The organism is Catenuloplanes japonicus, from assembly GCF_000717135.1.
In the GTDB taxonomy this organism is placed as follows: Bacteria; Actinomycetota; Actinomycetes; order Mycobacteriales; family Micromonosporaceae; genus Catenuloplanes; species Catenuloplanes japonicus.
In genome coordinates this window covers 1-16315 of the sequence record NZ_JNXY01000039.1, presented here as the reverse complement: position 1 = coordinate 16315, position 16315 = coordinate 1, and the positions used below count along the sequence as shown (strand labels likewise).

Here is a 16315-nt window from a genome sequence, read left to right as displayed (position 1 = left end):
CTGAGCAGGCCCGGCCTAACTCTGCCCTAAATCTGAGAGCGCTTTCTTGACCCTCACAGGATTCGTGCGGTTCGATCCGCTCAGTCCGATATTCCACCAGTTCGACCGGAGGCGCGCCCACATGCACCGGATACCCGGGGCTCACCGACCCCGACGCGGCCGTTGGATCTACTCGAGCAAGATCGGTCGCGCGATGCTCGCGCTGTCCGTGATCGCCACCGGCCTCGGCAGCGCGTTGTACCTGACCAACAACGAGACCGAGGCGTCGGCCGCCAGCACGCTGGTGTGGTCGGACGAGTTCAACGGCGCGGCGGGCACCCGTCCGGACGGCAACAAGTGGGTGCAGGAGACCGGCGGCCACGGCTGGGGCAACAACGAGCTCCAGTACTACACGAACAGCGCGAGCAACTCGGCGCTGGACGGCAACGGCAACATGGTGATCACGGCCCGCCGGGAGAACCCGGCCGGCTACCAGTGTCACTACGGCTCGTGTCAGTACACGTCGGCGCGCCTGATGACGAACGGCAAGTTCACCCAGACGTATGGCCGGTTCGAGGCGCGGCTGAAGCTGCCGAAGGGCCAGGGCATCTGGCCGGCGTTCTGGATGCTCGGCGCGGACATCGGCTCGGTCGGATGGCCGAACAGCGGCGAGATCGACATCATGGAGAACGTCGGCAAGGAGCCGAACACGGTCTACGGCACCATCCACGGCCCGGGTTACTCCGGCGGTGCGGGCCCGTCCGGCTCGAAGGTCAACAACGCGCCGCTCGGCGATGCCTTCCACACGTACGCGGTGGACTGGTCGCCGAACCTGATCGTCTGGTACCTGGACGGCGTCGAGTTCACCCGCAAGACGCCGGCCAACATCGGCGGCAACCGGTGGGTCTTCGACAAGCCGTTCTTCATGATCATGAACCTGGCGGTCGGCGGCAACTGGCCGGGCAACCCGGACGGCAGCACCCAGTTCCCGCAGAGCCTGGTCGCGGACTACGTGCGCGTCTACTCGCTGGACGGTGGCACCACCCCGCCGCCGCCCACCGGCAGCGGCACCGCGCTCAAGGGCAACGGCTCCGGGCGCTGCATCGACGTGCCGGGCAGCCAGTCGCAGGACGGCCTGCCGCTGCAGATCTGGGACTGCCTGAACAACGACGCGCAGCGCTGGACGTTCAACGGCAACGGCTCGCTGACCGCGCTCGGCAAGTGCATGGACGTGGCCGGCGGCAACCCCGCGAACGGCACGAACATCCAGCTGGCGAACTGCAACGGCTCCGGCTGGCAGAACTTCGTGCTGAGCGGCGCGGGTGACCTGGTCAACGTGGCGGCGAACAAGTGCGTCGACGTGCGCGGCAACGGCACGGCGGCGGGCAGCAAGCTGCAGCTGTGGGACTGCGCGGGAACGCCGAACCAGAAGTGGGTCAAGGCGTAAGCAACTCGGGAAAAGGGGTGGCCCGACAGGGCCACCCCTTTTTCAGGCCTTCAGAATGCCGTTCACGAACGCAACACTCTTGCCCGCGAAGTCGGCCCGGCCGCCCTCGTGGCCGTCCCACTCGTAGACCTCGACCGCCTTCTCCGTGCCGCCGTACGCGTTGACCGCCGCGAAGATGCCGGACGGCGGGCAGGTGGCGTCCATCAGGGCGGCGGACGCCAGCAGCGGCGCACTCGCGCGCGGCGTCAGGTGCAGCAGGTCGATGTAGTCCAGCGTGCGCTGCGCCGCGGCCACCCGGTGCGGGTTGACCCGGAAGAAGCGGACCAGCTCGTGGAACGGGTCCGTGTCCACCAGCGTGACCATCCGCCGGATGTGGCAGAGGAACGGCACCTGCGACACCACGGCGTGCACCAGCGACGGTGCCAGCGACGCCGCGGCCAGCGACAGCGCGCCGCCCTGGCTGGAGCCGGCCACGGCGAGCCGGGTCGCGTCCACCCCGGGCAGCGCGGCCGCGCTCTCCACCGCGCGGACCGCGTCCGTGAACAGGCGCCGGTAGTAGTAGGTGTGCGGGTCGAGGATGCCACGGGTCATGAAGCCGGGGTGGCTCGGGCCGGCGCCGTCCGGGCCCGGGTCGGGCGTGTCACCGCCGCGCCAGGCCGCGCCCTGACCGCGGGTGTCCATCACGAAGTGCGCGTAGCCGGCGGACGGCCAGAGCAGCCACTCGTGCGGGAGGCCGCGGCCGCCGCCGTAGCCGATGAACTCCACGACCACCGGGAGCGGGCCGTCCGCGCCGGCCGGCACGTTCAGCCAGCCCTTGACCGGCTGGCCGGCGAAACCGGTGAACGTGACGTCGTAGGTGCGGATGTTCGCGAACGGGGTCGCCAGCGGCGTCGCCACCGGGGGTGCGCCGGCGGACCGGGCCTCCGCCAGGGTCTCGGCCCAGAACGCGTCCAGATCGTCCGGGATGCTGGGCGTGGGCCGGTACGTCCGCAGCTGGTCCAGCGGTAGGTCGAAGAGCGCCATGGCGCCGGACGCTACCAGCGCGTACCGGTGATCCGCTCGTAGACGTCGACGTAGCGGGCGCGGGTGACCTCGACCACCTTCTCCGGGACCTCCGGGGCCGGGCCGGTCTTGTCCCAGCCGGTGCTGAGCGACCAGTCGCGCACGTACTGCTTGTCGAAGGAGAACTGCACGCGGCCGGGCTCGTACTCGTCGCCGGGCCAGAAGCGGGACGAATCCGGCGTGAGCACCTCGTCGCCGAGCGTCAGCGTGCCGTCCGCGTCCCAGCCCAGCTCCAGCTTGGTGTCCGCGATGATCAGGCCGCGCTCGGCCGCGATCTCGGCGCCGCGCCGGTAGACGGCGAGCGTGATGTCCCGCAGGTGCGCCGCGAGGTCCGGACCGACCGACGAGACCACCTCGGCGAACGTCATCGGCTCGTCGTGCGAACCCATCGGCGCCTTGGTGGACGGCGTGAAGATCGGCTCGGCCAGCCGGGACGCCTCGACCAGGCCGGGCGGCAGGCTGACGCCGGAGACCGCGCCGTCGCGCCGGTAGTCCTTGATGCCGGAGCCGGTCAGGTAGCCGCGGGCGACGCACTCGACCGGCACCATCCGCAGGCGCTTGCACCTGATCGCGCGACCGGCCCACTCCTCCGGCACGTCGGTCGCGCTGATCACGTGGTGCGGGATCAGGTCGGCGAGCTGGTCGAACCACCAGAGCGAGAGCCGGGTGAGGATCTTTCCCTTGTCCGGCACGGGGGTGGGCAGGACGACGTCGTAGACCGAGATCCGGTCCGACGCGACGAGGATCAGATCCTCGCCGTCCTGGTACACATCCCGAACCTTGCCCGAGTGCAGCAGCTCCACGCGGCCCAGTATCTACTTACGCCGACGGCTGCGTGTCACCAGGTAGACGATCAGCGCGATCACGACGACCACGCCGATGCAGCAGACGGCGCCGAAGAAGAAGAATCCGCCGCCTCCGCCGCCACGCCGGCGGCGCTCCTCGATCAGCGCGTCCGCCACGCCGTTCGTGCTCGCCCACGCGGCGGCGGGGATCAGCAGGGTGAGGGTCAGGGTGGTGAACAGCGCGCCCAGGCGGGCGGCCCAACGCTTCATCGCACTCATACCTCCATCTTGACCTTCCCCCGCAAGGATGGCGACTTGACCCCCGATCGGGTGTCGTTTCAGGAATCGGGACGCGGCGCAGACTATTTGCCGCTAATAGGACGGGGATGTTGACAGTCCCCGTGTGCGCGGTCTTAATGGGGCGTCACTCGTGTCGGGCTGGAGACATCGTGGGCTTTTCCAGATCAACCGCAATGCGGGCATTCGCCGTCGCGATGCTCATAGTGGGCGGCGCCACCGCATGTGACCGGGGCGGCGCCGGTGATGAGCCGTCCGCGCAGCTGAGCTTCTTCTTCTGGGGCGGTGACAAGCGCGTCGAGCTCACGCAGAAGGTGCTCGATCTCTATCACGAACGGCATCCCGGCGTGACGTTCACGGTGGCGTATCAGCCGAATGCCGGCTATTTCGACAAACTCGCGGAACGGATCGACGGCGGCGACGCGCCGGACCTGTTCCAGATCGACGACAACTACCTGACCGAGTTCGCGCAGCGCGACTGTCTGCTCGATCTGGGGCCGTACATCGCGGACAACCGGATCGACCTGGCGCAGGTCTCCAACGGCCTGGTCCGGTACGGCCGGGTGGACGACAGGCAGGTCGGCATCGCCGCCGCGGAGAACACGGCCGCGCTCGTCTACGACAAGTCGCTGCTCGACCGGCTCGGCCTGGACGCGCCCGCGTCCGGCATGAACTACCCGCAATATCTGGCCTGGGCCGCGACCATCACGGAGAAGAGCAACGGCACCGTGGCCGGCACGATGGACCCGTCCGCCGACTACAAGGCGTTCTGGCTCTGGCTGCGGTCGCAGAAGAAGGAGTTCTACTCCGGCGCCGCGCTCGGCTTCGGCGAGGCGGACGTGACCGCCTGGTTCCGGCTGTGGAAGGACGCGCGGGACGACGGCGTCACGCCGGACGCACCGGTCATCCACGAGGCGAACGCGGGCGACGCCACCAAGCAGCTCGTGGTCACCGGCAAGGCCGCGACCTCGTTCATGTGGTCCAACCAGTTGCCCGAGATGCAGCAGAAGACGCAGAACGAGCTGGGCATCGTGGCCTACCCCGGCGCCGCGTCCGCGGCCTGGGCGCGCGCGTCGATGTACTGGAGCGTCCACAAGGGCACCGCGCACCAGGACGTGGCCGCGGACGTGATCGACTTCCTGGTCAACGACCCGGAGGCGGCCGTGATCCTGGGCACCGAGCGCGGCCTCGCGCCGAACCTGCAGAACCGCCGCGAGCTGGAGGTGTCGCTGACCGACCCGATCATGAAGGCGTCGATCGCGTACACGAACGAGATGAGCACGCGGTACGGCGCCGCGCCGCAGCCGCCGCCGAAGGGTCACGGCGCGATCCGGGCCGCGCTGGTCGAGGCCGCGGAGGCGGCCCAGTCCGGCGCGCTGACCCCGGAGGCGGCCGCGAAACAGTTCATCACGGAGGCGAACGCCGCGCTGAGGTAACGCGCCCCGGAATAGGTGTGGCCGTGGGAGGGTAGAGCACGGCTTCAGCTTGTTACGGAGGGCGCTTTGGAGATCCACGTCAACCGGGACCTGGATCCCGATCTGGTCGCGCTCGCGGAGGCGCACGGCGTCGCGACCTGGTACGAGAACTGGCGGCGCGAGCCCACGAACGTGAGCCACGCCGCCGTCACCGGCACGCTGCGACTGCTCGGTGTGGACACGTCCACACCGAGCATGATCACGTCCGCGCTGGAGCGGATCCGCGCCGACCACGACCCGCGCCGGCTGCCCGCGACCGTGGTGCTGCGCGCCTCCGGCACCCGCGCGCTGGCCACCCCCGGGAAGATCACGTTCGAGGACGGCAGCACGCGCGCGGTCACCGGCGAGCTCCCGGCCGGGCTGCCGCTCGGCTGGCACCGGCTGACCACCTCGAACCAGGAGGTCACGCTGGTCGTGGTGCCGGACGCGTTGCCCGAGGCCCCGCGCGCCTGGGGCTGGATGCTGCAGCTCTACGCCGTGCACTCCGCACGGTCGTGGGGCATGGGCGACTTCGGCGACCTGCGGACGCTGGCCTCCTGGTCGGGCGCGTCCGGCGCCGGGCTCACGCTGCTGAACCCGCTGCACGCGCCCGCGCCGGTGCATCCGGTGCCCGCTTCGCCGTACTCGCCGTCCAGCCGCCGCTTCTGGAACCCGCTCTACCTGCGCGTCTCCGACGTGACCGGCTACGAGTCGCTACGCGCGGAGATCGACGCGCTGCGCCCGCCGCTCGGCGAGCTGATCGACTACGACGAGGTCTGGCGCGCGAAGCGCACCGCGCTGGAACTGCTCTTCCCGCTCTCCGGTTACGAGATCACGGACGACGACGATCTCCGGGGGTACGCCACCTACTGCGCGATCTCCGAGGTCCACGGCGCGAACTGGCGGGCGTGGCCGGCCGCGCTGCGCCACCCGGACAACGCCGAGGTCGCCACGCTCGCCGAGGAGCTGCACGAGCGGGTCGTCTTCCACTGCTGGCTGCAGGAGCTGTGCAAGGCGCAGCTCGCGGCCGCCAACGAGGCAGCCGAGGCGGCCGGCATGCCGGTCGGCATCGTGCACGACCTGGCCGTCGGCATCGACCCTGGCGGCGCGGACGGCTGGATGCTGCAGGACGTGCTCGCGGCCGGCGTGCATGCGGGCGCGCCGCCGGACGCGTTCAACCAGCTCGGCCAGGACTGGGGGCTCGCCGCCTGGCGTCCGGACCAGCTGGTCGCGACCGGCTACCAGGCGTACCGGGACATGCTGCGTGGCATCCTGCGGCACGCGGGCGGCCTGCGGGTCGACCACGTGGCCGGGCTGTGGCGGCTCTGGTGGGTGCTTCCGGGCGCGGGCGCGGCGGACGGCACCTACGTCACGTACGACCCGGAGGCGATGGCCGGCATCCTCGCGCTGGAGGCGCACCGGGCCGGCGCCGTGGTCATCGGCGAGGACCTGGGCACCGTGCTGCCGATCGTGACGCGCGGCCTCCAGCGGCGGAACATGCTCGGTTCCGCCGTCATGTGGTTCGCCCGCGACCACGACGCCTGGGACGACGGCTTCGTCCCGCTCGCCGACTGGCAGCCGAACGCGCTGGCCTCCGTCTCCACCCACGATCTGCCGACCGCGGCCGGGTTCCTGACCGAGGAGCACGTCCGGGTCCGGTCCGCGCTGAAGCTGCTGGCCGGGCCGGTGGCGGACGCGGAGACGGAGGCCCGGCGCGACCGTGCGCAGCTGATCGGCCTGCTGCGCGAGGCGGGTCTCCTGACCGGGGAGACGCCGACGGTGGAGGAGATCATCGTGGCCATGCACGAGGCGCTGGCCGCCACGCCGTCGCGGCTGGTGGTGGCGTCGCCGTACGACGTGCTCGGCGAGATCCGGCAGCCCAACATGCCCGGCACGATCGACCAGTACCCGAACTGGCGGATTCCGCTGCCGGTCACGCTGGAGGAGTTCGTCGCCGACCCCCGGGTGGCGAAGACCGCGGAGGCTCTCAACAAGCACTGAGCGACCGGCCACGGATCCGCCGGCCGCGGGAGCTCGCGGAAGGTGACCACGCCGGAAGCGGGAAATCCGCTTCTGAAAAAGCCGGCCCCCGCGGAACTCGCGGGGGCCGGCTTCATGAACCAATCGCTTACAGGCCCTTGCACTGCCCGAGGACGATGCCCTTGACCGTGTTCGGGCGGGCCGCGTTCACCGGCGCCGGCGTGTTGCCGGTGCACACGAGCGTGCCCTTGACCTGGTTCGCCGCGACCGTGTTGACGGCCGTGCCGGTGTTGCCGGTGAGCAGCGCGGCGCCGCTCAGCGTGTTGGTGTCGAGCGTGACGCCGCCCTTGCCGCTGAGCACGCTGACCGCGCCCTTGATGGTGCCGCCCTTGACGGTCACCGTGCCGGTGCCGCCGATCAGGCTGATCGCGCCGGTGACGGTGGCGCCGGTGATCTCGACGCTGCCGCCGAGCAGCGCGGTGATCGCGCCCTCGACGGTGCCGCCCTCGACGATCAGCGAGGCGCCGGGCAGGATCGTGATCGCGCCCTTGACCGTGGCGCCGGTGACGCAGACCAGGCCGGCCTTGACGGTCAGCGCGCCCCGGTAGGAGCCGGTGATCGTCTGGGTGCAGTCCGGGCCGACCGCGGCGCGCGGGGCCTGGTCCGCCGTGACCGGGGAGAACTTCCCGATGTAGTTCGTGAGCATCGTCAGGTCGTTGTCGCCGGTGGTGATGCGGTCCGTGCCCTGGCCGAGCGTGGTGAAGTTGTCGCCGCCGGACGCGAGGAACGAGTTCGACGTGACGCGGTACGTCGCGGCCGGGTTGATCACGGCGCCGTTCAGCTTGATCGAGCTCGCGATGACGTGCGCACCGCGCGGGGCGTCCTCGACGTAGTGGTAGCTGAAGCCCTTGGAGACGCCCAGGTGCAGCTTGGGACGGGACGCGCCCTCCGGCTGCCACTGTTCCTCGAGCACCTGCTTGACCTGCGCGCCGGTGAGCGTCTGGGTGAAGACGTCGTTGGAGAACGGCTGCACCGAGAACGCCTCGGAGAAGGTGACCACGCCGTCCGGCGCGTAGAGCAGGTCGGTGCGCAGGCCGCCCGGGTTCATGAAGGCGATCTGCGCGCCGCCGCGGCCGGCGTCCTTGGTGCCCTCGAGCTGCACGTCCGCGACGAAGTTGCCGAGCGCCGACTCCGAGCCGCGGTCCTCGACGCCGTTGAGGTAGGCGCGCTTGACGTCCGCGGTGATCTCGCCGAGCGGCTGCGCGCCGAGGACGGCCGCGTTCGCCACGGCGGCGTCGACGATGCCGGCGACGGTGCCGTTGATCGGCGCGCCGGTCACGTCGAGCAGCGCCACGGACGAGCCGGTGATGCGCTTGGTGGTGGTGTCGTACGTCAGCCCGACCTTGCTGATCAGCTTGCCGTACTCACCGGCCTGGACGATCGGACGGGTCCGGTCGGTGCCGGGGATCGGCAGCTGGTACGCGTACGACTGGTGGGTGTGGCCGCTGAAGACAGCGTCGATGTCCGCGCTGGCGTTGATGAACCGGCCGAAGACCGGGTCACGCACGATGTCCTGGGCGGACTTGATGTACTCCGCCGACGCGCCCTCGTGCGAGAGCAGCAGGACCAGGTCCGACTCGCCGTTCGACTCGTCGCCGTCGGAGAGCTGGGCCGCGACCGCCTCGGCCTCGGTCACCGGGTCCCGGAACTCGACGCCGCGGATGCCGTCCGGGCTGACCAGCTCGCCGGTCTGGGCCGTGACGACACCGATGTAGCCGACCCGCACGCCGCCGATGTCCTCGACGGAGTAGGCGGGCAGCGCACGCTTGCCGTCGCGGTAGACGTTCGCGCCCAGGTAGTCGAACTCCGCCCGCGGGATGACGCGGTTGAGCAGGTCGTCGATGCCCTTGTCGAACTCGTGGTTGCCGACGGCGGACGCGTCCAGCCCGGTCGCGTTGAGCGCGTCGAGCGTGGGCAGGTCGCCGTCGATGGCGGAGACGAACGTGGAGGCGCCGATCAGGTCGCCGCCCGCGACGACCCCGGTGTTCGGGTTCTCGGTACGCAGCTTGTCGATGAGTCCGGCGAGCTGCGCCGCGCCGCCGACCGCCTGACCGTTCACGGTCGCCGGCGACTGCAGGCGGCCGTGGAAGTCGTTGAGGCCGATGAGCTGCAGTTCAACCGGGTTGGGTGCGGCTTGGGCAGGCGCTGCCGTGACGACCAGCGCCGCGGCACCGGCCAGCGCCACGGCGGTACTTATGGGGGTGAAACGCATGGATGAAGCCTCCGAGAAGAACGGCTGGAGGGGTGCGAGCGACAGGCCGTGAGACAACGGCAGAAGCGCGCTCGATCCGAGTCATCCTATGATCCGCAGCTAAACGGTGCGTATCGCATGCGTGGCCGGAAACAAGTGATCATCTAGACAGAACCAGCCCCAGATCATTTCCGTTGACGCCGGGGAATACGTCGCCGAGCGCGGTCGCGGAAACGCCGCATCGCTTTCGCAGAATCTCCCCGATCACGGTCCGGTAGTCCGTCGTCACCTTGAGATCACCATTCACCAGACGTGCGGTGCCGAGTCCTGGCCAGGCGCCGTAGACCGCGCCGCCGCGCACCCCGCCGCCGAGCACCAGCATGGCGTTGCCGTAGCCGTGGTCCAGCCCGCCGGAGCCGTTCTCCGCCACCCGCCTCCCGAACTCGCTGATCGTAAGCACGGTGACGTTCTCCAGCGCGGTGTCCGCGGCGAACGCGGCCAGCGCGGCCGCGAGCCCGGCCAGGTTGTCGTGCATGCGCCCGCCGGCCGCGGCCGCGCCGAGGCCCTCGTGCATGTCCCAGTCGCCGGAGTCCACGCAGGCCGCGGTCAGCCCGGCCTTGCTCTTGATCAGCCGGGCGACGTCGCGCAGCGCCCGGCCCAGCGTGGTGTCCGGATAGGTCACCGTGCTGGTGACCGCGCGGACCGCGCCCACCGCGCCGAGCGCACCGACGGCCGCGCGGGCCGGGGCGGCCAGCTCCGCGGGGACGCCGGCGTAGAGCGCGCTCAGCGCCGTCGCCATCCTGTTGTTCGACTCGCCGCTCAGCGTGAACGTGTCGATGCCGCGCAGGCTCAGGTCCGGCGACGGGCCGGCGAACGCGCGGTGCGGCTGTGCGGAGCCCACCGAGACGCCCGCCAGCGGCCCGGTCGCGCCGAGGCCGCCCAGCATGCGGTCCAGCCAGCCGGTGCGCACGGAGGTGCCGGCCGCGGCGCGCTCCAGCTCCTCCATCGCGGCGAAGTGCGAGCGGTTCGGCGCGGCCTGGCCGACCGCGTGGACCGCGGCCATCCTGCCCTGCTGCCACAGCGGCACCAGCGGGCTCAGCGCCGGGTGCAGGCCGAACATGGCGTCGCCGGCCACGATCCGCTCCTTCGGCACCGCGATGCCGGGCCGCGCCGCGTAGTAGTCCGGGTCGCCGACCGGCACCACCGCGGACAGCCCGTCGAACCCGCCGCGCAGCGACACCACGACCAGCACGTCACCGGTGTAGGCGGCCGGCGTCGCCGCGAACGCGAGCTGGGTGGAGACGCCCGCGCCGGTGAGCCCGGCCATTCCCGCGGCCAGGCCACGCCCGAGCAGTCCGCGGCGGGTGAGGCCGTTGTTCTCCGCGCATCCGCACTCGGTCGTCGTCTTCAAGATCAACACCAATCATTCGAGGGTACGGTGGAAGGCTTCAACGACTCAGCGGACCAGGAAATAGGGCGAGTCAAGGATGAGCGCGACAAGGTAAGGAAAATTCGCATTCACCGCCGGATCAGTGGATTTCAGCGCGCTTCCGGTGCTTTTCCCGAAGTACGCCGCGAGCGCCGCGGTGTGCGCCGCGCTCGGCTTCGTTCCGGTCAACCGGAGCGCCAGCGCGTCCACCAGTGCGCCGTAGGTCGCGGGCACGGCCGGCACCAGCGCGGCCCGCAGCGACGCCGGCCGGGTCAGCTGCTTGTACCACCAGTTCGCGGCCAGGTTGATGTGGAGGTTCCAGCGGGTCAGGTGCCCGGACGGCGAGGCCCAGGCCGTGGCCACGTCCGGATAGCCGTTCGGCGGCGCCCACGCCATCGGCTGGTGCCCGCTCGGCTCCAGCGCCCAGTAGAGCGAGGTCAGCCCGGCCGTGCCCGTCGCGTCCGGGCCGAGCCCGAGCGTGCGTACCGTGGCGGCCAGATCCTCCAGCGGCGTGCGCTGCTTGGCCCCGGCCGACGCGGCGAACTCCGCGGAGGCGAAGAGCGCGCGCAGCACCGGCGCGATCGCGGTGCCGTTCTCCAGGTAGACCTTGGCCAGCGCGGCGACCAGCGCGGCCGGCGGCTCGTCCGCGACGAAGCGCACGCACAGCTTGCGGGCGATCCGCTCGGCCGTGGCCGGGTGGGTCGCCAGGTAGTCCAGCAGCGCGGTCACGGCCGCCTCGCCGGAGGCGTCCGCGTTCGCGTGGGTGAACCCCAGCACCGTCACCGCGCCGGTGGCGTGCGCGGCCGGGACGTACCGGTAGAGGCCGCTCCTGTCGTCGACCGACATGCCGGTGAGCAGCAGCGCGGCCTGGCGCACGTCGGCCTCGCTGTAGACAAGTCCGACCGTGTGCAGTTCGAGCAGCTCACGCGCGTAGTTCTCGTTCGGCTTGGCCTTCGTCGAGTACCGGTTGTCCAGGTACGTCAGCATCGCCGGGTGCCGCGCGCTCGCCTTGAGCAGGTCCGCGAACGTGCCGAGCGCGTGCCGCCGGATCACGGCCACGTCGTAGTCCGGCCGGCTGTCCCAGACGTCGCCGTTCGGGCAGGTCACGTTGAGGTGGTTGGCCCAGAAGTCGGTCATCACCTCGAACAGCTGCCGGTTGCTCCAGATCGCGCGCGTCACGGCCGCGGTCCCGAGCTGGAACATCGCCTCCCAGCCGTATCGCTTGAACACGCCGGCGGCCGCGGCCGCGCGCACGGCCGCGATGTCGCGCCCGGCGAGCGGGAAGCGGGCGACCAGCGCCGTGCACGCGTCGTCCGCGATCGAGGCCGGGTTGAGCTGCCGCTCCAGCCAGGCGGTGGCACCCAGCGCGCGGGCTTCCGCGATCGAGGCCGGCGTCGGGCCGTAGGTGGCGCGGCGCAGCAGGTGCAGCAGCGGGTCCGCGGCGACCAGCCCCGCGCCGGAGGCCTCGGTGGCCTCGGCGGCTCGGGCGGTGCCGGGCGCACCGATGGCCAGCGCGGCGCCGGTCGCGGTGGCGGCGCCGAGCAGCGTACGCCGGGAGGTCTGTGCGGTCATGCCGTGTCTGTCGCCCGGCCCCGGCAGAATCTGAACCGCGGCAACCGGACTGCCACCGTTCGCAACCGGACCGCACCACGGCGTTTCTCATATTTGCGTGAGATCAACGCGACGCGAGAGGGTTGGTACGTGGGCAGAGAGAAGCGGGACGGCACGGTCCGCCGGATCGTGCGTGGTGGCGGCGTGGCCGAGGTGGTGCCGGACCGGGACCGGGAGAACGCGTTCCTGCTCCTGGTGGACGGCACCCAGCAGTCACATGTGGACCTCGCCGACCCGTCCGCGCTCGAGTTCGAGTACATGCGCCGGATCGCGGCCGTGCTCGACCTGACCGCGCCGCCCGGCGAGCCGCTGCGCGTGCTGCACCTGGGCGGCGGCGCGCTGAGCCTGCCCCGCTACCTGGCCGCGACCCGTCCCGGCTCCACGCAGCGGGTGGTGGAGATCGACGGCGCACTGGTCGAGCTGATCCGCGAGACGCTGCCGCTGCCGAAGGACGCGAAGATCCGGGTACGCGTCGGCGACGCCCGCGAGGTGGTCACCGGCAGCCCGGACGCGTCCTACGACGTGGTGATCGGCGACGTCTTCGACGAGGCCCGCACGCCGGCGCACCTGACCTCCGTCGAGTTCGCCTCGCAGGTGGTGCGGCTGCTGCGCCCGGACGGCCGCTACATCCTGAACATCGCGGACAGCCCGCCGCTGCGGTTCGGCCGCAACGCGGTGGCGACCGTGCGGGCCGTGCTGCCGGACGTGTGCCTGATCGCGGACGCCACCGTGCTGCGCGGCCGGCGCTACGGCAACCTGGTGATCGCGGCCGGGCGTACCCCCCTGCCCCTGCATGACCTGCGCCGCCGGATGGCCGGTGACTGGTTCCCCAGCCGGGTCGAGGCCGGCGAGGAGCTGGACCGATTCGCCGACGGCGGACGCGTGGTCACGGACGCGGACGCGGAGCCCTCGCCACCGCCGCCGGAACTGCTCCGCCCCGAACGCCCGGAGCTGTGACCGGGACAGACGTAAAAAGCTCACTTTCGATGTATTGGCTATACCTGAAAGAGCGGATAGCCTGCCAGAGGCGTGTGTCGGAAGTAGGCATTTCCAATGCAGACCTTGCGCGGGCCATTTGATACAGAGTTCAATCATTGCGAACTTCGGTCCTCGTCGCGGTATCTCCCGGGCCGGCTTGGGCCGCTCCCGACTTCTGGCTGCGACCGCATAGGAGGACCGCTGTGGACACGCCCGTCACGGTGGCGATAGTCGACGACCACCCCGTGGTGCTCGAGGGCGTGCGCTCCTGGCTCGCCGACGACCCGCGGTTGCGCGTGGTGGCCACCGGGTCGGACATCGACGACGTCCTGGCCGCGGCCGGCGATGTGAAGGTGCTGCTGCTCGACCTCAGCCTGCACGGCCGCATGGTGATCGACCGGGTCTCCGACCTGTGCGACACCGGCCTGCGCGTGGTCGTCTACTCCGAGCACACCGACGCGGAGACCGTGTTGCGCGTGGTCGAGGCCGGCGCCGTGGCGTTCCTGGCGAAGAACGAGGGCAAGGAGCACTGCGTCCAGACCGTGCTCGCCGCCGCGATGGACCAGCCCTATGTCGCGCCCGCGCTGGCCGGCGCCATGGTCGGCGACCGCCGCCCCGAGCGCCCCTCGCTGTCGGAGAAGGAACGCGAGGCGCTGCTGCTCTGGTTCCAGTCCATGTCGAAGGCGTCCGTGGCCCGCCGCATGCAGATCAGCGAGCACACCGTGAAGCAGTACGTGGACCGTGCGCGGATCAAGTACGCGAAGGCGGGCCGACCTGCCGCGTCGAAAGCGGCGTTGCTGGCACGAGCGATCGAGGACGGTCTGATAAAACCAGACGATGTCCAGGAATATCAGTCAAATGCCTCAAGCGCGTCAAATGTGTCTCACCGCTACTGAACGTCGCGTGACCCCCCAACAGGTGTCATGACTGTGGAGCCTTCAACCACCAGAGTGGGGCATTGAGGAGGTTTCTTTCATGGCCGATCAATCGTCCTCCTACTTCCGCTTGACGGAAGGGGCACGGCTGCCCGAGGGACCCCGGCTCCACGAGGGCGAACAACTGCTGTGGCACGGCCGGGCGAGCGTCGCGGAACACCTTTACAGCGAGGCGATGACCCGATCCGCCGTCCGGTGGACGCTGCCGCCGTCGACGACCGTCATGGTCACCGACCGGCGTCTGATCTTCGCCGGGCCGATGGAGCGGGAAAACGCCGCCGAGCGCGGGCGCGTCTGGAGCCACCGTGCGTGGATCCGCCGGCGCGACCACCAGACCATGGTCGGCCAGTTGCTCTACCAGTGGCCGTACCACCTGTACGTGTACTCGACCCAGGAGGTGCTGCTCGTCTGCGGCGCCGCGCTGGCCGGCGGGCGGCCCACGCTCGCCATCTCCGGCGGCGACGTCGGCGGCGGCTTCCTGGCGAACATCCTGCGGCGGGCCATCGCGGGCTTCCGCATCCAGCACGCGGACGTCCTGGGCCTCACCGAGACCAAGACCGAGACGCTGACCGGGCTGCTCAACGGCCCGAATTTCCAGCGCAGGGTCGGGTCCGTACGGCTGCCGGGCGCGCTGCTCCTGGGCTTCCAGCAGGAGCGGGAGTACGCGGACGCGGCACTCGCGGCCGTGCACCGCAGCCGCGCGTCACACTGATCGACTTCCTTCGGGCGGGCCGGCTGCCACCGGCCCGTTCACGAGCCTTTCCCGACCTCGGGAGAGCTCACGTGAGTGGTGGGACCGGCGCGAAGAGGGTGGGGGCGCCGGTTCCACCCCCACCCCTCGTCCTCCCGCGCTAGAGCAGGTGCGCGCCCGCGCCGATGTTCGCCTTGCTGATCACGTGGTCCACCAGGCCGTAGTCCTTGGCCTCCTGCGCGGTGAACCAGCGGTCACGGTCGGAGTCGCGGTTGATCTCCTCCGGCGTGTGACCGGTGTGGAACGCGATCCGCTCGTTCATGACCTTTTTGACGTGCAGCATGCTCTCCGCCTGGATCGCGATGTCCGCCGCCGTACCGCCGATGCCGCCGGACAGCTGGTGCATCATGATCCGGGCGTGGGGCAGCGCGTACCGCTTGCCGGGCGTGCCGGCACACAGCAGGAACTGGCCCATCGAGGCCGCCATGCCGACCGCGATCGTCGCCACGTCGTTCTTGATGTACTGCATCGTGTCGTAGACCGCCATGCCGGCGCTGATCGAGCCGCCGGGCGAGTTGATGTAGAGCGAGATGTCCTTCTCGCTGTCCTCCGACGCCAGCAGCAGCATCTGCGCGGTGATCCGGTTCGTCACGGCATCGTCGACCTGGCTGCCCAGGAAAATGATCCGCTCACGGAGCAGCCGCTGGAAGACCTCGTCATCGAAGCTGCCGCCACCCGCACGCATCACGAGCTCGTCCCTACCCATGCAACCACCCCTCGGTTCAACGTCAGGTCAACACTCCGCCGCCACGGCCCCCGAACCAAGCGATTCTCCGCAGGGCGAACAGCCCCCATTATTCGCTCCCGCGCCCGTCTGAGCGGTTCAGCCCGGTTTCCCAACGGGCCTACAGCGTGTTGACCTGCTGAAACACGTTCAGGGGTTAATCGTTTTGCACATTCGGTGGACACCCGGCTAGTGTTCTAGGAGCGACGCGGGGTGGAGCAGCTCGGTAGCTCGCTGGGCTCATAACCCAGAGGTCGTCAGTTCAAATCTGGCCCCCGCTACGAAGGTCGAAGGGCGTGTGTTCGCGGAAAGCGCGAACATGCGCCCTTCTTCGCATTCTGCTCCGGGGCCGAGCCCCGGAAACCCCACGGGCCGGTGGGCGCCCTAGGCGGCTTGCGTGCGTCGCGAGTTGTGCCGGGGCCGAGCCCCGGAAACCCGCGGTCGGGTGGGTGCTTTGGTGGGGTGCGTGCGTGCTGGGGTGTTGCGCGGCAATCGATTCGCGCTTCGGGGCAAACCCGGCTAGGGTTGGTGTTGCGACGCGGGGTGGAGCAGCTCGGTAGCTCGCTGGGCTCATAACCCAGAGGTCGTCAGTTCAAATCTGGCCCCCGCTACGAAGGTCGAAGGGCTTGTGT

General features: G+C 70.4%; 13 protein-coding genes and 2 tRNA genes. 8 read left to right on the top strand and 7 right to left on the bottom strand.

Annotated elements, in window-relative coordinates; genetic code table 11:
* Positions 1-193 precede the first annotated feature (193 nt).
* On the top strand, positions 194-1426 hold the full coding sequence (locus OP04_RS41440; RefSeq protein ID WP_033345499.1) for a glycoside hydrolase family 16 protein: 1233 nt from the start codon (positions 194-196) through the stop codon (positions 1424-1426).
* Positions 1427-1468: 42 nt separating this feature from the next.
* Here OP04_RS41440 and OP04_RS41435 read toward each other — a convergent pair whose 3' ends face one another.
* From OP04_RS41435 to OP04_RS41425, 3 genes are read right to left on the bottom strand one after another with little or no spacing between them, the layout of a single operon-like run.
* A complete protein-coding gene (locus OP04_RS41435; protein ID WP_033345498.1) occupies positions 1469-2449 on the bottom strand; it encodes an acetylxylan esterase in 981 nt (326 codons plus the stop codon).
* A gap of 11 nt (positions 2450-2460) precedes the next feature.
* Entirely contained in the window at positions 2461-3291 is an 831-nt protein-coding gene (locus OP04_RS41430; protein ID WP_033345497.1) for a phosphoribosylaminoimidazolesuccinocarboxamide synthase, read from the bottom strand.
* Positions 3292-3303: 12 nt separating this feature from the next.
* Positions 3304-3543 carry a hypothetical protein gene (locus OP04_RS41425; protein ID WP_051799874.1) on the bottom strand — a complete coding sequence of 80 codons (240 nt, stop codon included), beginning with the start codon at positions 3541-3543 and terminating at the stop codon, positions 3304-3306.
* 203 nt (positions 3544-3746) lie between these two features.
* On the opposite strand from OP04_RS41425, the gene OP04_RS41420 reads away from it, so the two are divergent.
* Both OP04_RS41420 and malQ read left to right on the top strand, forming a co-directional pair.
* On the top strand, positions 3747-5006 hold the full coding sequence (locus tag OP04_RS41420) for an ABC transporter substrate-binding protein (RefSeq protein WP_051799873.1): 1260 nt from the start codon (positions 3747-3749) through the stop codon (positions 5004-5006).
* Between the two features lie 66 nt (positions 5007-5072).
* Positions 5073-7025, top strand: coding sequence for a 4-alpha-glucanotransferase (gene malQ, locus OP04_RS41415; RefSeq protein ID WP_232323933.1), 1953 nt, complete (start codon positions 5073-5075; stop codon positions 7023-7025).
* Between the two features lie 127 nt (positions 7026-7152).
* Here the strand turns inward: malQ and OP04_RS41410 are convergent, their stop codons facing one another.
* The 3 genes from OP04_RS41410 to OP04_RS41400 all read right to left on the bottom strand — a co-directional run bounded on the left by OP04_RS41410 (position 7153) and on the right by OP04_RS41400 (position 12256).
* Positions 7153-9276 carry a bifunctional metallophosphatase/5'-nucleotidase gene (locus OP04_RS41410; RefSeq protein WP_085067190.1) on the bottom strand — a complete coding sequence of 708 codons (2124 nt, stop codon included), beginning with the start codon at positions 9274-9276 and terminating at the stop codon, positions 7153-7155.
* Positions 9277-9415: 139 nt separating this feature from the next.
* Positions 9416-10675 carry a DUF1501 domain-containing protein gene (locus tag OP04_RS41405; RefSeq protein ID WP_232323937.1) on the bottom strand — a complete coding sequence of 420 codons (1260 nt, stop codon included), beginning with the start codon at positions 10673-10675 and terminating at the stop codon, positions 9416-9418.
* A gap of 36 nt (positions 10676-10711) precedes the next feature.
* Positions 10712-12256: a DUF1800 domain-containing protein gene (locus tag OP04_RS41400; RefSeq protein WP_033345494.1), complete on the bottom strand. Its 1545-nt coding sequence runs from the start codon at positions 12254-12256 to the stop codon at positions 10712-10714.
* Positions 12257-12385: 129 nt separating this feature from the next.
* On the opposite strand from OP04_RS41400, the gene OP04_RS41395 reads away from it, so the two are divergent.
* From OP04_RS41395 to OP04_RS41385, 3 genes are all read left to right on the top strand, one after another.
* Entirely contained in the window at positions 12386-13252 is an 867-nt protein-coding gene (locus tag OP04_RS41395; RefSeq protein ID WP_085067189.1) for a spermidine synthase, read from the top strand.
* Positions 13253-13476: 224 nt separating this feature from the next.
* Positions 13477-14169, top strand: a complete 693-nt coding sequence (locus OP04_RS41390; protein WP_232323932.1) for a response regulator — start codon at positions 13477-13479, stop codon at positions 14167-14169.
* A 79-nt stretch (positions 14170-14248) separates the two neighbouring features.
* Positions 14249-14920 carry a hypothetical protein gene (locus OP04_RS41385; RefSeq protein ID WP_033345493.1) on the top strand — a complete coding sequence of 224 codons (672 nt, stop codon included), beginning with the start codon at positions 14249-14251 and terminating at the stop codon, positions 14918-14920.
* Positions 14921-15059: 139 nt separating this feature from the next.
* Here OP04_RS41385 and OP04_RS41380 read toward each other — a convergent pair whose 3' ends face one another.
* The gene (locus OP04_RS41380; protein WP_033345492.1) at positions 15060-15665 is read right to left on the bottom strand and encodes an ATP-dependent Clp protease proteolytic subunit; all 606 of its coding nucleotides are present in this window, start codon (positions 15663-15665) and stop codon (positions 15060-15062) included.
* A gap of 225 nt (positions 15666-15890) precedes the next feature.
* On the opposite strand from OP04_RS41380, the gene OP04_RS41375 reads away from it, so the two are divergent.
* Together OP04_RS41375 and OP04_RS41370 are read left to right on the top strand one after the other, a co-directional pair.
* Positions 15891-15964 (top strand) — tRNA-Met (locus OP04_RS41375).
* Positions 15965-16220: 256 nt separating this feature from the next.
* A tRNA-Met gene (locus OP04_RS41370) sits at positions 16221-16294 on the top strand.
* Positions 16295-16315 lie beyond the last annotated feature (21 nt).

Bases quoted from the DNA above. Each gene is read 5' to 3' on its own strand.
- OP04_RS41440 (WP_033345499.1), top strand. From the start codon at position 194: ATGCTCGCGCTGTCCGTGATCGCCACCGGCCTCGGCAGCGCGTTGTAC.
- OP04_RS41435 (WP_033345498.1), bottom strand. From the start codon at position 2,449: ATGGCGCTCTTCGACCTACCGCTGGACCAGCTGCGGACGTACCGGCCC.
- OP04_RS41400 (WP_033345494.1), bottom strand. From the start codon at position 12,256: ATGACCGCACAGACCTCCCGGCGTACGCTGCTCGGCGCCGCCACCGCG.
- OP04_RS41385 (WP_033345493.1), top strand. From the start codon at position 14,249: ATGGCCGATCAATCGTCCTCCTACTTCCGCTTGACGGAAGGGGCACGG.
- OP04_RS41425 (WP_051799874.1), bottom strand. From the start codon at position 3,543: ATGAAGCGTTGGGCCGCCCGCCTGGGCGCGCTGTTCACCACCCTGACC.
- OP04_RS41420 (WP_051799873.1), top strand. From the start codon at position 3,747: ATGCGGGCATTCGCCGTCGCGATGCTCATAGTGGGCGGCGCCACCGCA.
- OP04_RS41410 (WP_085067190.1), bottom strand. From the start codon at position 9,276: ATGCGTTTCACCCCCATAAGTACCGCCGTGGCGCTGGCCGGTGCCGCG.
- OP04_RS41380 (WP_033345492.1), bottom strand. From the start codon at position 15,665: ATGGGTAGGGACGAGCTCGTGATGCGTGCGGGTGGCGGCAGCTTCGAT.